At 70.4% G+C, this 15638-nt stretch carries 9 protein-coding genes and 3 pseudogenes; 8 read left to right on the top strand and 4 right to left on the bottom strand.

What is annotated here, in order from left to right:
- Positions 1–124: pseudogene (locus G6048_RS51640) on the bottom strand (sirohydrochlorin chelatase); the annotation flags it as partial.
- Positions 125–152: 28 nt separating this feature from the next.
- Between G6048_RS51640 and G6048_RS40000 the strand changes: the two are divergent.
- From G6048_RS40000 to G6048_RS39985, 4 genes and pseudogenes are all read left to right on the top strand, one after another.
- Positions 153–1430, top strand: a pseudogene (locus G6048_RS40000) (hypothetical protein); the annotation flags it as partial.
- 229 nt (positions 1431–1659) lie between these two features.
- The gene (locus G6048_RS39995) at positions 1660–3357 is read left to right on the top strand and encodes a serine/threonine-protein kinase (RefSeq protein ID WP_165344513.1); all 1698 of its coding nucleotides are present in this window, start codon (positions 1660–1662) and stop codon (positions 3355–3357) included.
- 137 nt (positions 3358–3494) lie between these two features.
- A complete protein-coding gene (locus G6048_RS39990; protein WP_165344511.1) occupies positions 3495–4712 on the top strand; it encodes a serine/threonine-protein kinase in 1218 nt (405 codons plus the stop codon).
- 92 nt (positions 4713–4804) lie between these two features.
- Complete coding sequence (locus G6048_RS39985) at positions 4805–6514, top strand: serine/threonine-protein kinase (protein WP_165344510.1); 1710 nt, start codon at positions 4805–4807, stop codon at positions 6512–6514.
- A gap of 18 nt (positions 6515–6532) precedes the next feature.
- Here G6048_RS39985 and G6048_RS39980 read toward each other — a convergent pair whose 3' ends face one another.
- Positions 6533–7402, bottom strand: a complete 870-nt coding sequence (locus G6048_RS39980) for an ABC transporter permease (protein WP_206342719.1) — start codon at positions 7400–7402, stop codon at positions 6533–6535.
- Complete coding sequence (locus G6048_RS39975; RefSeq protein WP_165344509.1) at positions 7399–8370, bottom strand: ABC transporter ATP-binding protein; 972 nt, start codon at positions 8368–8370, stop codon at positions 7399–7401. Before G6048_RS39975 ends, G6048_RS39980 begins: the two co-directional genes overlap by 4 nt.
- A gap of 220 nt (positions 8371–8590) precedes the next feature.
- On the opposite strand from G6048_RS39975, the gene G6048_RS39970 reads away from it, so the two are divergent.
- From G6048_RS39970 to G6048_RS39960, 3 genes are all read left to right on the top strand, one after another.
- Complete coding sequence (locus tag G6048_RS39970; RefSeq protein WP_165344508.1) at positions 8591–10243, top strand: serine/threonine-protein kinase; 1653 nt, start codon at positions 8591–8593, stop codon at positions 10241–10243.
- A gap of 122 nt (positions 10244–10365) precedes the next feature.
- Positions 10366–11979, top strand: coding sequence for a succinic semialdehyde dehydrogenase (locus G6048_RS39965; protein ID WP_165344507.1), 1614 nt, complete (start codon positions 10366–10368; stop codon positions 11977–11979).
- A gap of 28 nt (positions 11980–12007) precedes the next feature.
- Positions 12008–13813: a GMC family oxidoreductase N-terminal domain-containing protein gene (locus G6048_RS39960; protein ID WP_165344506.1), complete on the top strand. Its 1806-nt coding sequence runs from the start codon at positions 12008–12010 to the stop codon at positions 13811–13813.
- A gap of 102 nt (positions 13814–13915) precedes the next feature.
- Here the strand turns inward: G6048_RS39960 and G6048_RS39955 are convergent, their stop codons facing one another.
- The gene (locus G6048_RS39955) at positions 13916–14944 is read right to left on the bottom strand and encodes an LAETG motif-containing sortase-dependent surface protein (protein WP_165344505.1); all 1029 of its coding nucleotides are present in this window, start codon (positions 14942–14944) and stop codon (positions 13916–13918) included.
- Between the two features lie 275 nt (positions 14945–15219).
- On the opposite strand from G6048_RS39955, the pseudogene G6048_RS39950 reads away from it, so the two are divergent.
- Positions 15220–15638, top strand: a pseudogene (locus G6048_RS39950) (hypothetical protein); the annotation flags it as partial.

Raw genomic sequence — 15638 nt, 5'->3', positions numbered from 1 at the left:
TGCAGCCAAGGGCGCGGAGCTCTCGGACGGCATCCTCCGTGCGAGGCAGTGACGCGGAGGCGAACGCAGGCCGCACGGCGCACCAACCGGTGTGCCGCCACTCCCGCGCGATTTCTGCGATCACTGCCGAGGCGGACGGCTCTGCTGGCGCTCGAGCCGGAACCGCGCTTGCCGCCGAGCGTGCCCGTCAGGCCCGTATGGCCGTCGTGGGACCGGTCACCGAGCGGTGGGCGCCCGAGCAGGCCGGGCCGGTGCACGAGAACTGGCAGTTGGCGGCGCCGATCGGGCCCGCGACCGACCTGTGGGCGCTGGGCGCGCTGCTCTTCCGGGCCGTGCAGGGGCATGCGCCGTATCCGGAGGAGAACACCGCCGAGCTCGTGCAGCTGGTGTGTGCGGAGCCGCCCGCCTTCGCTGAGGAGTGCGGGCCGCTGAGGCCGGTCGTGGAGTCGCTGCTGCGTCAGGACCCCACCGAGCGGCTGGACTTCGAGGAGCTGCGCGGCTGGCTGCGTTCGCTCGTACGGTCGGCGCCCGAGCCGGAGGCGGGGACGCATGTCGTGTCGGCGCCGCCGTTGGATGCCACGCGCCTGCCCGTCGTACGCCGCAGGGGCGAGATCGTCCGCAAGCGTCGCGCGGGCTTGCCCGACCGGCAGGCCCGTCACAAGCGGCAGGAGAAGGCGCCGAAGCCCCGCCGCCTGGGCCGCACCCTGCTGTTACTGATCCTGCTGGCGCTGGCCGCGGCCGTTGCGTACGCCATGGTCTTCATGCCCAAGGCCGGGCCCGACGCGAGCAGCAGTGTGCAGCCAGGCGCCGCCGGGCCCGGACCCGCGGCCTCGTCCGACACCGACCCGAACCCCGGCACGGACGGGAACGCGGGCGCGGATCCGGGGTCCGACGAGACCCCGAGCAGCACGCCGAGCAAGGAGAACAGCCCCAGCCAGTCGTCCAGTTCCGGCACGCAGACCACCGGCCCCGACCTCCCGCAGGGCTTCACGCTGCGTAAGGACTCCGAGGGCTTCAGTGTCGCGGTCGCGCGCGGCTGGGATCGGGCGCCCAAGAACGGGAGTGGTCAAGTCATCTACTCCCAGGGCAGGTTCGAGCTGCTGATCGTGCCCGGGCGTGACACCGCCAGTGAATACGGCGACGATCCGATGACGTACCAGCGGGAGGAGGAGCGCGAGTTGCAGCCGTTCCGCGACTCGACCTGGGCCACGTCCAGCGGGATGCGGCGGATCGACGTGGGCGGACGGAGCATGGCCGAGGGCCAGTTCACCTGGCAGGACGCCGGAGGGCGCGAGATCTACGTACGGAATCTCGCGATCCTCGCCGACGGCCGTTACCACGTGGTGCAGTTGCGCGGTCCGGAGGCCGAGCGGGACGAGGTGACCCGGCTGTTCGAGCAGGCGTCGGCCACCTATCAGATCACCGGCTGACGGCACGGACGGGTCACCAGTTACGGACAGGTCACGAGTTGACGGCATGGACATCCTCGCCGGATCGCCTCACCGGCCCGGCGGTTACTGCCAGTTCCTGCAACTCCGTCCTTTACGCACAAGGCATAACCGTCACAGTGCGGTACCGAGTGCCCGCGCCGGTTCCCCTGTTCGATGACCGGTCCCTAGTGTGAGCCTGTCAAGAACATTGCGGGGAAACGTGAATCAGATGCAGGGCGCGCTCCTCTCGGACCGCTACCGGCTCGTCGACTCCATCGGGAGCGGCGGCATGGGCCGGGTGTGGCGCGCGCATGACGAGGTACTGCACCGTGCGGTAGCGATCAAGGAGTTGACGGCCGCGCTGTACGCGTCCGAGGGCGATCGGGCCGTACTGCTCGCCCGTACCCGGGCCGAGGCGCGCGCGGCCGCGCGGATCAACCACTCGGCCGTCGTCACGGTGCACGACGTGCTGGAGCACGACGGCCGGCCATGGATCGTGATGGAACTGGTCGAGGGCCACTCGCTGGCCGACGCGGTCAAGGACGCACAGCGCGTCGAGCCCCGGGAGGCGGCACGCATCGGGCTGTGGGTGCTGCGTGCGCTGCGGGCCGCGCACTCGGCGGGCGTGCTGCACCGCGACATCAAGCCCGGCAACGTACTCCTCTCCCGGGACGGCCGTGTCCTGCTTACCGACTTCGGCATCGCGCAGGTGGAGGGGGACACGACGATCACGCGGACCGGCGAGATCGTCGGGTCGGTCGACTATCTCGCGCCCGAGCGCATTCGCGGCCATGATCCCGGCCCCGCCTCCGACTTGTGGGCGCTCGGAGCCACGCTCTACACGGCGGTCGAGGGCAGGTCGCCGTTCCGGCGGACCACGCCGCTGACCACCATGCAGGCGGTGGTCGACGAGGAGCCGGGCGAGCCGCAGCACGCGGGCCCGCTCACCTCCGTGATCGGCGCCCTGCTGCAGAAGGATCCGGCCGATCGGCCCGACGCGGCTCAGGCCGAGCAGATGCTCGCCGAGGCCGCCGAGGGGCGCAGGTCGAGCGCGGCCGAGGGCCATGTGCCGACGGTGCATATGTCGAACGCCCCCACCATCAGCGGCACTTACGGCATCGATGGCCGGCCGGCGCCCAATCCGGCCGCCGCTACCTCGAACCACCCGACGAGCCACACCCCGAACCACGCGACGAACCATCCGGCGAGCCACGCCCCGAACCACCAGCCGCACCATCCGACGTACCAACCGCCGTCGGGACAGGCCCGCCCGCGAGGCCGCCGCCGTGGCCGCACCCTCGCCCTCGTCGTGGTCCTGGCCGCGCTCGTCGGCGGGGGCGGTGCCGCCGTGATGCGGTACGCGGACGAGTGGAGGTCCGGCGCGTCGTCCTCGTCTTCCGAACCCGTGAAGCCCTCGCCGGAGACCGGGGACAAGGCGCCCTCGAATGGGATCCCGGACAGCTGGGTGCGGGTCGACGACCCGAAGGGGTTCAGCCTCGCCCTGCCCAGCAAGGCCTGGAAGCGGAAGACGGTGGACGACTTTCAGGTCGACTACACGCCTGACGGCGGCAAACACTTCGTCCGTATCGCAGTGGACGAGTCCCCGGACTTCCCCACGCCGTACGAGCATCTGCTCGACTTGGAGCAGCAGTTGCAGCAGCGGCTGCTCGACTACCGGCAGGTCAGCCTGGAGGAGAACGTGTTCCGCGACCGTCCGGGCGGCCTGTGGGACTTCACCTGGACGGCGGTGGCGAAGGACACGCCGTTCCCCGGTCCGCGGCGGGCCATCGAGGAGATGTATCTCAGCCGTGACGGCGTCGAGTACGCGATCTACATGTCGGCGCCCGCGGCGGACTGGGAGAAGGCCCGCCCTCAGTTCGACAACATCCTCCGGGGCTGGCGGCCCGCGGCGGACACGGCCGGCTGAGCCCAAGGGAGCCGACGCCCGCCCGAGCGACCCGCCGCCGACCTCGGCATCCGCCGGGCCCTGTCAACCGTCGCGCTTCGGCCACCCGGCCTCCGGCACCCCTGGCACGCGCTCACCTGTGGGGCATGATGGGGCGCATGGGGACCGAGGGGGAGAACCTCCGTGTCATCGCGGGTCGTTACCGGCTTGAGAGCTCGGTCGGCCGGGGCGGCATGGGTGTCGTATGGCGGGCCACGGACCTGTTGCTCGGCAGGCAGGTCGCGGTCAAGGAACTCGCCGTCGACCCGTCGCTCCCGGAGGAGGAGTCCCGCTCGCAGCGTGAGCGCACCCTGCGGGAGGCGCGGGCTGTCGCGCAGCTCGAGCATCCGAACATCATCGTGGTGCACGACGTGGTCGAGGACGACGAACGCCCGTACATGGTCATGGAGTTGATCGAGGGCAGCTCCCTCGCCGACCGGATCGCCGCGCACGGGCCCGTCGAGGCTACCGAGGCCGCGCGGCTGGGCATCGCCCTGCTCGGCGCGCTGCGCAGGGCACACGGCGCGGGCGTACTGCACCGTGATCTCAAGCCCGCGAACGTCCTCGTCTCCGAGGACGGCCGTGTCGTGCTCACCGACTTCGGGATCGCCCGGGTCGCGGGCGCGCCGACGCTCACCGAGAACGGGGCGTTCGTCGGCTCTCCCGAGTACACCGCGCCCGAGCGCATGTCCGGGGCCAGGACCGGCCCCGAGTCCGACCTGTGGTCGCTCGGCGCGCTGCTGTGCACGGCGCTGAGCGGCGAATCGCCGTTCCACCGCGACTCGTTGGGCGGCATCTTGCACGCGGTGGTCGCCGCCGAGATCCATCCGCCGGACGAGGCCGCGCCGATCCTGCCCGTCGTACGGGGGCTCCTGGAGCGCGATCCCGACCGGCGCCTCGGTTCCGCGGAGGCGGAGCAGCTGCTGCGGGCGTTTCTCGAAACGGGCCGTACGCCACCGGTGCCGCCAGGCCCCGCGCCGACGCGGCGGGACGTATCGAAGCGGCAGCCGGTGACCGCGCCGCCCCGGATCCCCTCGCCCACGCGCCCGTCGCCGTCGAGGCTGTCGGCCCGGAGCGCGCTGATCGCGGCCGCGCTGGTCGCCGCGATGGCGGGGGCGGGTGTGTCCGCCGCCGCGTTGCTGATGAGAGGGGGCGGGGACAGCGACCGTACGCCTTCGCCCACGAGTTCGGCACCTGAGACGAGCCCCGGTACGAGTCCGTCGAGCCCGGGTACGAGTCCGCCGACGAGCCCCACGCCCTCGGTGACCGGCACGCGCTCGCCGACGTCCACCGTGGACACGGCTCCGTCGCCGGATCGGCCGCCCAGAATCCCGTAAAGGGGACATAAGGAACGTCGTGGGTCACGGGTCTGTGACCGGTGGGCATCAGGGGTGGAAGCTCGCCATCTGGCGCGATATTGATGAGTCTTATGAGCAACAGCGGGGGAGCCCCTTACGGGTCGAATGAGCCAACCAGTTTTGGTCTGCAACCGCCGCAGCCAGGCGTGCCCGGACAGCAGCCCGGCGCCCAGCAGCCCGTCGGCGTCCCGTATCCGGGCAACCCGTACGCGGCGCCGCACGCGCCGACGCACGCGGCGCCCACCCAGGTCGTGCCCGAGCAGCAGCATCAGGTGCCGCAGGAACCCGGCACCGGACGTCTGATCGCCGGCCGTTACCGCCTGCTCGGCAAGCTCGGCCATGGCGGTATGGGCACCGTGTGGCGGGCCAAGGACGAGACGGTGGACCGTGAGGTGGCCATCAAGGAGCCCCGCGTACCGGACCATCTTCCCGAACGCGAACGAGCCAATGCCTTCGAGCGTATGCGCCGCGAGGCGCGTGCCGCGGCCCGGCTCGATCACCCGGCTGTCGTGAATGTGCACGATGTCGCGGTGGTGGACGGCCAGCCGTGGATCGTGATGGAGCTGGTGCAGGGGCGTTCGCTCGGCGCCGCACTGCATGAGGGCACGCTCGGGGTGCGCGAGGCGGCGAAGATCGGCCTCGACGTCCTCGGCGCGCTGGAGGCCGCGCACGCCGCGGGCATCCTGCACCGCGACGTCAAGCCCGACAACGTACTGCTCGGCCCGCACGGCCGCGTCGTCCTCACCGACTTCGGCATCGCCCAGATCGAGGGCGAGACGAACCTGACGGACACCGGCGGCTTCGTAGGCTCACCCGAATTCATCGCGCCCGAGCGGGTGTTGGGGCAGCGGCCGGGCCCCGCCTCCGACCTGTGGTCGCTGGGCGTCGTCCTGTACGCGGCCACGGAGGGCATCTCGCCGTTCCGCCGTACCAACACGCCCGCGACCCTCCAGTCCGTCCTCAACGCCACACCGGCCGCACCGAATGCGGCGGGGGGCCCGCTCGCCGACGCCATCAACGCCCTGCTGAACAAGGACCCGGCCCGTCGTCCGAACGCCGCCCAGGTCCGCCGGCTTCTGGAAAAGGCGGCCCAGCCGCCGCAGGAGACCAAGGTCGTCCAACTCGCGTCCCCCGGCGGCAGGTCGGTACGCATCGGCCGCAAGGGGTGGATCGGGATCGCGGCGGGGCTTGTCGTGGCGACAGCGGTCACCGCGTTCCTGGGGATGGGCAACCCGTTCGCGGGCCCGTTGCCGGACGGCTGGAAGACGCACAAGGAGAAGGACGTGGCGGCGACGCTGGCCGTGCCCCCGGATTACGTGCGGGGCGTGCCCGACCGCGCCACGGACAAGACCCACTGGGTCACGTACACGGACCCGAGTTACTCCGTCTCGATCGGCCTGTACCTGTACAAGAAGTCCGAGGATAGCCTCAACGAGATCGCGGGCACCGCCAGTTCGGAGGCGTACCAGGACGCCGACGCCATGGAGAAGACGGACGACAGCTCGTTCAGCGACATGGCGGAGTCGCCCACGCCCAAGGCCGACACCACCGAGACGTCGTTCAAGGAAGGCGAGGCGGCGGAGAACGTCGTCACCTACGTCGACGACCAGACGGACTCCGACACGCCCCGGCCGCGCGAAGCCCGGATCTTCTACTACAAGACCAAGTCGGGCGACCTCTACAAGCTGTGGATCGACTACCCCGGCAAGGGCGACTTCACCGAGCGCGGCCGCGAGGTCGCGAAGGCGGCGATCGAGAACCTGGACATCGACAAGCTGTGAACCAGTCCTAGCCGCGTCCTAGCCGACCCGCTGCATCGCCTTCCAGCGCCGTTCCTCCATCGCGGCCCCGGACTCGCGGCGGGCCATCCTGCGCAGGACGGACGGGGCGAGGAGCAGCCCGGCGACGGCCCAGCCGCCCAGCACCGCCGCAGTCTCCAGGTGCCGCCAGGAGTCGCCGATCTCGGCGGCGACCGCGCCGGCCGGCAGCAGCGCCGACCGGAGACCGAGGCCGAGCCAGTACACGGGGAAGACCTGCCCCACGGTCTGCAGCCATTCGGGCAGCTTCGACAGGGGGAAGTAGATACCGGAGATCACGACCATCCCCATCACCGGAAGCATCAGCAAGCCGATGGCGCGCGGACTGGCGACGAGTGATCCGATGACCGCGCCGATCGGCAGGGAGGCCAGGAGACCCAGCGGCACCACCCACACCAGCGTCAGCAACGCTCCGCCGCCCTCCCGGGCGACACCGTCGACGAGGAACACACCGGCGGCCAGGGCGAGTGCCATGGAGACCAGAGCCGTACCCGACACCATGATGATCTTGCCGACCAGATAGCCGACCATGCCGTGGGGCACGGCCTTGGCCCGCAGCAGGGTGCCGTCCTCGCGCTCGGTCGCGAGCAGTTGCGCCGTGGTCATCAGTCCGGTGAACGCGAGCGTCATTCCCATCATGCTCGGCAGCATGAACGCGCCGAGCGAGATGCCGGCGCCCTTCAGCGGCTCGTCCCTGAGCAGGAGCAGCGGCACGATGAGCAGGACCGTCCAGAGCGCGTGCCCGAACAGGTCCTGGCCGGTGGTGAACGTCTGCCGGAGTTCCGTCCAGCCGCGCCGCAACCCTGCTCTGGCCGCGTACCACACCGGACTCGCCGGGCCCACCGGACTCATCGCGATCCCTTCCCGAAGGCGTGTGCTGCCTGCTCGCCGGTGACGCTCCCCGTCTCCAGCTCCCGCACCATCGTCAAGTAGGTGTCCTCCAGGCTCGCCCGGCGCACCTCCAGCCCGCCGATCGCCTCTCCGTGCTCCTCGAACAGCTGACGTACGAACCGCGTGGGCTCGGCCGTCGCCTGCTCGAAGGACTGCCCGTCCCGCGTCCAGCGGACGGTGGCCTCGGCCGATGCCTGCCGGGCCAGCTCCTCGGCCGCGCCGTCGGCGACGATGCGGCCACCGGCCAGGATGAGGATCCGGTCGGCGAGCTTCTCCGCCTCGGCAAGATCGTGCGTGGTCAGCAGGACGGTGGTGTTCTCGTCCGCCAGCCCGCGTACCAGGCCGTGGAACTCCTGCCTGGCCTCTGGGTCCAGACCGGCCGTCGGCTCGTCCAGGAACAGCAGCTCGGGTCGGCCCACGATGCCGATGGCCACGTCGAAACGCCTCCGCTGCCCGCCGGACAGGGTTCCGATCCGTTTCTCCGCCTGCTCGGTCAGGCCCACGGCGGCGAGGAGTTCGTCGACGTCCCACGGCCGCTGTACGAGGGCGGTGGAGTACGGCGCGTAGTACGAACCGAGGTGGGCCAGCAGTTCCCGCACCCGCCACTTGCCGTGGTCGCGCCAGGACTGCAGGACGATGCCCAGGCGCGCACGCCAGCGCTCGTCTCCGCGCGCCGGATCCGCGCCGAGGACGGTCACGTCACCGGCGGACCGCATCCGGAAGCCTTCCAGGACCTCGATCGTGGTCGTCTTGCCCGCGCCGTTCGGGCCGAGCAGCACAACTACTTCGCCTCGACGGGCCGTGAAGCCGACCCCGTTCAGCACGTCCTGGCTTCGGTAGCGCATCCGCAGATCGCGTACGTCGATGACCGTGTCGCGCTCCGGCGGCGGGCTGCTCCCGGCCTCGGACAAGGCGTGCGTGGTCGACATCGGTGTTCCCCCGTCCTCTGTGTCCGGCGAACACGTTACCGAACGGTTCAGACGTGTTCGGTCAGGTGGGCGGAGATCGGGCCGCAGGCCGGCGATTGCGGTGCCGCAGCGAGACGGCGATTGCGGTGCCGCAGTGTGACGGCCGGTGGCCGAAATCCGCCGCCCCTCGCCGTACCGGCCTACATCGACAAGGTCCGATCCGGCACGGTACTGATGTGACATGAGTGAACGCGGGGACCGTCTGATAGGCGGCCGTTACAGGTTGGCCGAGCGCATCGGCTCCGGCGGCATGGGCACCGTATGGCGCGCCGTGGACCAGCTTGTGGAGCGCGAAGTCGCCGTCAAACAGCCGCGGTTGCCCGGGGATCCCGTGGACGACGCCCACCAGCGCGCCGCCAACCGCCTCTACCGCGAGGCGCGGGCCGCCGCGCGGGTCGACCATCCCGCGGCCGTCGCCATCCATGACGTGGTCGTCGAGGACGGACTGCCGTGGATCGTCATGGAGTTGATCCGGGGCGAGTCGTTGGAGGACGTACTGCGGCGCGGCCCTCTCAAGCCGGCCGACACCGCGCGCATCGGGTGCGCGGTCGTCGGCGCGCTGCACGCCGCGCACTCCGTCGGGATCGTGCACCGGGACGTGAAGCCCGCCAACGTGCTGCTCGGCAGGCACGGCCGGGTCGCTCTCACCGACTTCGGTATCGCGCACATCCAGGGCGAGGAATCCCTCACCGCCAGCGGCGAGTTCGTCGGCTCGCTCGAGTTCATCGCGCCCGAGCGCATGGCGGGCCAGGGCGCCGGACCCGCCTCCGACCTCTGGTCCCTGGGCGTTCTGCTGTACGCCGCCGTCGAGGGCTGGTCCCCCTTCCGCCGTACGTCCGTGGAGTCCACGCTCGCCGCGATCCTGTCCGACGAGCCGCCGAAGCCGGGGCAGGCCGGGGACCTCGCGCCGCTGATCACCCAGCTGCTGGCCAAGGACCCCGGTCAGCGACCGGACGCCGCGAAGAGCGCGGCGGTGCTGGAGGCGGTCGCCGAGGGCTGGACCGTGCCCGTCGTCACCGCCACGCCCCGAGAGCCCCAACCTCCGTACGTCTCACCGGAGTTCACGGGCTACACCGAGACCGTACGGTCCGGACTGCCGTCACCGGACATGGCGCGAACCGAGACGGCCGGACCCCCGCGCGCCCATTTCGGACCGTCCCCGACGGAGCCCGACCATCGCTCCGTACGCCGACGACGCCCCAGCCTTCGTCTCCTCGCGGCCACCGTCGCCGGTGCGGTTCTCCTCACCGGCGGCATCTGGCTCGGGATCTCCTTCCGGGGCGGCGACCCGAGGGCGGAGGCGCAGAGCCGTGGAGATGCCTCCCCCTCGGCGTCCGCCTCCGCCTCTCCCTCGTCCCCGACCGTGAACGGCTGGACCATCCACACGGAGAAGGACCTGGACGCCATCCTGTCCGTACCGGCCGGCACTCCGCTGGTCGACCGCAACGACTCCGGCGCGGACCGCCGCAACCCCTCCCGCACGGTGATCTACGGCGACAAGACCGTCGAGCTCCGGCTGACCCGCGAGGAGGCCGTGCCGACGCCCATGGACTCCTGGGCGGACGAGGCCACGCTCTCCTACGCCGACGACTTCGCCCAAACGCTGTCCGAACCCACCACGTTCCACGGCTACGAGGCGAGGCTCCTCGACACCGAGTACGAGGTGAAGGAGGAGAAGTACCGCGTGATGCAGTTGCTGATCACCACGGACGCCAAGGAGTACTACGAGCTGCGCGTGGACATGCCGAAGGGCACGAAGGACGAGAAACGGGGAGCCTCGATGTTCGAGGGCGCCCGCGAGCGACTCAAGGTCGGCAGGTCGATGGTGGGTTAGGGGACCCCTAACGTCCTGATCAGGATGTTTTCCGCCAGCAGCCACTGGCGTGATGTGTGTACCCCGTGAAGTCGGTTACCACCGGGTACCAAAAGTTCTCGCCCAGGAATACGCTGCCCCGCATGACGGACTCGCAGGCCCCGGCAAAGACCGGCACGAACCCCCTCGCCCCCGCCCCCGAGGGCGCCCGTACGGCCGCCGATGTGGTCACGCCGGAGCTGGTCGCCCAGCTCACCAAGGGCGTGGCCGGCTCGGGGCGTACCGCCAACCACACGCCGTTCACCGGCGAGAAGCTGGCCGATCTGCCCGAGTCCACCCCCGAGGACGTACAGAAGGCGTTCGAGCAGGCCCGCGCGGCGCAGTCGGTCTGGGCGCAGGTGCCCGTACGGCAGCGGGCCGCCGTACTCCTCCGCTTCCACGACCTGGTGCTGGAGCGTCAGGCCGAAGTCCTCGACCTCATCCAGCTGGAGACCGGCAAGGCCCGGCTGCACGCGCACGAAGAGGTGCAGGCGGTGGCGGTGGCCGCCCGTCACTACGGCCGCAAGGCCTCCTCGTACCTCAGGCCCAAGCGGCACACCGGTGCCGTGCCCACCCTCACCAAGGTCACCGAACTGCGCCAGCCGCGCGGCGTCATCGGGCAGATCGCGCCCTGGAACTACCCCCTGGAACTGTCGGTCGGCGACGCGCTGCCCGCCTTCGTCGCGGGCAACGCGGTCGTGATGAAGCCCGACACGGAGACCTGCCTGACGGCACTGTGGGCGCGTGACCTGCTGATCGAGGCGGGGCTGCCGATCGAAGTGTTCCAGATCGTCATCGGCGAAGGCCCGGTCGTGGGCCCGGAGGTGGTCCGGCACGCCGACTACGTCTCCTTCACCGGCTCCACCCGCACCGGCCGCGAGGTCGCGCAGAGCGCGGCAGGCCGCCTGGTCGGCGTCTCCCTCGAACTCGGCGGCAAGAACGCCATGCTGGTGCTCGACGACGCCGACATCGAGAAGGCCGCGGCGGGCGCCGTACGCGCCTGCTTCTCCTCCGCGGGCCAACTGTGCATCTCCATCGAGCGGTTGTACGTCCACGAGTCCGTCGCCGACGCCTTCGTGGAACGGTTCGCCGCGCGCACCAAGGCGATGCGGCTCGGTACGTCCCTGTCGTACGGCGCCGAAATGGGCTCGCTGGCCGGCGAACGCCAGCTTCAGGCCGTGACCCGGCACGTCGACGAGGCCGTCGCCAAGGGCGCCAAGCTGGTCGCGGGCGGAGTGGCCCGCCCGGACATCGGCCCGTACTTCTTCGAGCCCACCATCCTCGACGGCGTCGAGGCGCCGATGGCCGTCTGCAACGAGGAGACGTTCGGCCCGGTCGTCTCCGTCTACCGCTTCAAGGACGAGGACGAGGCGATCGAGCAGGCCAACTCCACGCCGTACGGCCTCAACGCCTCGGTCTGGACGAGGAACGGCCGCCGCGGCGCCGAGGTCGCCGCCCGCCTGCGCACCGGCACGGTCAACATCAACGAGGGCTACGCCTCCGCGTACGGCAGCGTCCAGTCCCCGATGGGCGGCATGAAGGACTCCGGCCTGGGCCGCCGCCACGGCTCCGAGGGCATCCTCAAGTACACGGAGGCGCAGACGATCGCCCACCAGCGGCTGCTGCCGATGGCCCCGTCGTTGGGGATGGACGACGAGAAGTACGCGCAGTTCATGAGCCGGAGCCTCCGGGTGATGAAGGCACTCCGGTTCCGCTAGGGCAACCCGTTCTCAACGAGGAGAGCACGTGTCACAGGAGAACTCTGTCCAAGAGCGGGACGAAGGGGCGTACGACTACGACGTCATCGTCGTCGGTTCCGGCTTCGGCGGCTCCGTCACCGCCCTGCGCCTGACCGAAAAGGGCTACAGCGTCGGCGTCTTCGAAGCCGGCCGCCGCTTCACCCCCGAGTCGCTGCCCAAGACCTCCTGGGACCTCAAGAACTACCTCTGGGCGCCGAAACTCGGCATGTACGGCATCCAGCGCATCCATCTCCTCGGCAACGTCATGGTGCTGGCGGGCGCGGGCGTAGGCGGCGGTTCGCTGAACTACGCCAACACCCTCTACGTACCGCCGAAGCCCTTCTTCGAGGACCCGCAGTGGAAGGACATCACGGACTGGCAGGAGGAGCTGAAGCCGTACTACGACCAGGCGCGGCGGATGCTCGGCGTGCGGCTCAACCCGACGATGACGCCGTCCGACGTCCACCTCAAGGCGGCGGCCGAGCGGATGGGCGTGGGCGACACCTTCCATCTGGCGCCGGTCGGGGTGTTCTTCGGTGACGGCGAGGACGCCGACGGGACCGTGAAGGCCGGGCCCGGACAGCAGGTCGACGACCCGTACTTCGGCGGCGTGGGCCCGGCCCGCAAGGCGTGCACCGAGTGCGGGGAGTGCATGACCGGCTGCCGGCACGGCGCGAAGAACTCCCTCGTCGAGAACTACCTGTACCTCGCCGAGAAGGCGGGCGCGGTCGTCCACCCGATGACGACGGTCGTGTCCGTCACCGACGACTCGCAGGGCGGGTATGCCGTCGCCACCCTCCCCACCGACCAGAAACGCAAGGGTGAGGGACGCGTCTTCAGGGCCCGCCGGGTCGTCCTCGCGGCCGGTACGTACGGCACGCAGACCCTGCTGCACCGGATGAAGGAGGGCGGCCAACTCCCGTACCTCTCCGGCAGGCTGGGCGATCTGACCCGTACCAACTCCGAGGCCCTGGTCGGCGCGCAGACCGACAACCGGCGCTATCGCAAGGTCACCGGCGCGGCGAAGGCCGACTTCACCCGCGGGGTCGCGATCACCTCCTCGATCCACCCCGACCCGAACACCCATATCGAGCCGGTCCGCTACGGCAAGGGCTCCAACTCGATGGGCGGCCTGTCCATCGTCCAAGTGCCGTACGCGGAAGGGTCGTCGAGGGTCCTCGGCTTTCTGTCCCACGCGGCCCGGCATCCGCTGCTCGTACTCCGCTCGCTGTCCAACCGCCGCTGGTCGGAGCGAACGATCATCGGGCTCGTCATGCAGTCCCTCGACAACTCCCTGACGACCTACCTGAAGCCGAAGGGCGCGGGGAAGGGCCTGTTGACGGCTCGCCAGGGACATGGGGCCCCCAACCCCAAGCAGATCAAGGCGGCTTCGGAGGCAGCCTCGGCGATCGCCGCGGAGATCAACGGCTTCGCGGGCAGCAATGTGGGCGAGCTGATGGGTACGCCGCTGACGGCCCACTTCCTGGGCGGCTGCCCGATCGGGGCGTCCGCCGACGAGGGAGTCATCGACCCGTACCACCGGCTGTACGGGCATCCGGGCATCTCGGTCGTCGACGGCGCCGCGGTCTCCGCGAACCTCGGCGTCAACCCGTCGCTGACCATCACCGCCCAGGCCGAGCGCGCGATGTCGTTCTGGCCGAACAAGGGCGACGTGGACCCGCGTCCGGCGCCGGGAGCCGCGTACGAACGCCTGAAGCCGGTTGAACCCCGCTCACCCGCCGTCCCGGCGGGTGCCTTCGGCGCACTGAGGCTGCCGTTCCTGGGGATGCCGACGGTGCCGCCGCAGCAGTAGGCCTATGGCCTGTGGGAAAGACGAAGGACCTGCGCCCCCCTCCGAGCGCAGGTCCTTCGTCTCTTGCGTGAAGCGTTACGCCTTACGCGTCAGCGCCGAGCGTTACGCGTCGGCACCGGTCTTGCGGCGGCGCACGATGAACACCGCGCCCGCACCGGCGACGAGGGCGACACCGCCGGCGAGGCCGATCATCGGCAGGGCCGAGCTGGAACCGGTCTCGGCGAGGCTGCCAGTCACCTGCGCGGTCTCGTTCTTGTTGGGCTTTTCGTTCGTGACCGGAACCTTGCCGCCAACCTGCGGCTTGGTGCCCTCCGTGTTGGTGCCCGCGGCCACGATCTGGAACTTGTAGGAGATCTGGCCGAAGCCCGTGCACTCGGCGTCCGCGTCGCCGTAGATGCTCGCACCGAGGGAGAAGCCCGCACCGACCGGTGCGTTGGACTTCACGTTGATGCGCATCGGGATGTTGACCTCGTAGTCGGGCTTGAGCTCGTCGGTGTAGCCGACGTATCCGACCGCGTCGCCGCCCTCGTTGAGGTCGTCCCAGGTCTTGTCCTGGGGGTTGTAGGCCTGGAGCTGGACCTGCTTGCTCTTGAACAGCTCCCTGCCGTCCTTGTAGGGGGAGGCCCCGGCGAAGAAGTCGAGGTCGTCGAGGGTGGAGTCGGAGTTGTTGGCCACGTTCAGCGAGAACTTGTGCCAACCGCTACCCGCAGCGATTTTGCCGGGCAGACCCGTGATGGTCACGTCGACCTTGGAGTCCTTGCACTCGGACGGCTCCGGCTCGGGCTCCTCGGTGGGCTCCGCGGGGTCGGTCTCGTCCTCGGTGGGCTCGTCCGTGGGCTTGTCCGTGGGCTTGTCGGTGGGGTCCGTCGTCGGGCCGGTGGTCGGCGGATCCGTCGGGTCATCGGTGGCCGTCGGGTCCGTCGTCGGAGCGGGCTCGGTCGTCGGGTCCGTGGTCGGCGGCGTCGTCGGGTCCTTCGGATCCGTCGTCGGGTCCGTCGGCGTCGCGGGCTCCGTGGTGGTCGTCGTGCTCGGATCGTCCGGCGTAGCGAACGCGGCGGGCGCAGACAGCAGCGCGAGCGGGGCTATGACGGCCGTCGCGGCCGCAGCGGCCATGGCACGGCGAAGCTTCATCAAGACCTCGGTGAGTCCGGCGTACCGCGGCGTCGCGGTACGAGATGTAGGTGGGCGCCTCCCGCGTACGAGGCGCGGTGTGGCTGTTGGTTGCGCAAGTGAGACCCGGGAATCCTGTAAATGGTTGTCCTCGATTTCACAGAATTCTTATGTGGGCTGAGTCACACTCATGAACTCCGTACTCGACTTGTGAACTCCCTCGGCCACGGCTTAGAACGGTGCCTCGTCTGCCCATCGGGGGTGGGCAGTTGAACAGGGGGAGAGGCGCGAGCACCGTGGCCGAGAAGCCGTCCGAGGGCCCCAGGGGCTCGGAGGACCCCAAGGGCCCCACTGACGATGAGTGGGAGAAGTTCGTACGGGACAGCGAGCTGGGTATCCGTGCCTCCGACGCGCCCAAGGAGCCCTCCGCGCGAGCCCGCATGGTGACGGAGCGGCTGCGTCAGCAGGACGCGCGGGGCGAGGCACCGCCGGGGTGGCGCACCGGTCCCGCTGTACAGGGGATGAACGTGCGGCCCGCCCGCCGCCGCAAGCTCTGGGCGATCTTCGGCATACCCCTCGCGCTCGCCATCGCCCTGGTCGCCATGAAGCCGTCGCTGCTGCCCGGCGACCTGTTCGGCACGGGCGGTTGGGGCGGTACGGGCACGGATTCCGCGGCCCCGCTGCCCGAGGAGACCGCGCCCCCGTCCACCGCCCC

This window comes from Streptomyces ureilyticus, from assembly GCF_011045025.1.
Lineage (GTDB): Bacteria > Actinomycetota > Actinomycetes > Streptomycetales > Streptomycetaceae > Streptomyces > Streptomyces ureilyticus.
Note: the sequence above shows the minus strand (reverse complement) of the source record. Positions and strands in the feature narration are given on the sequence as shown.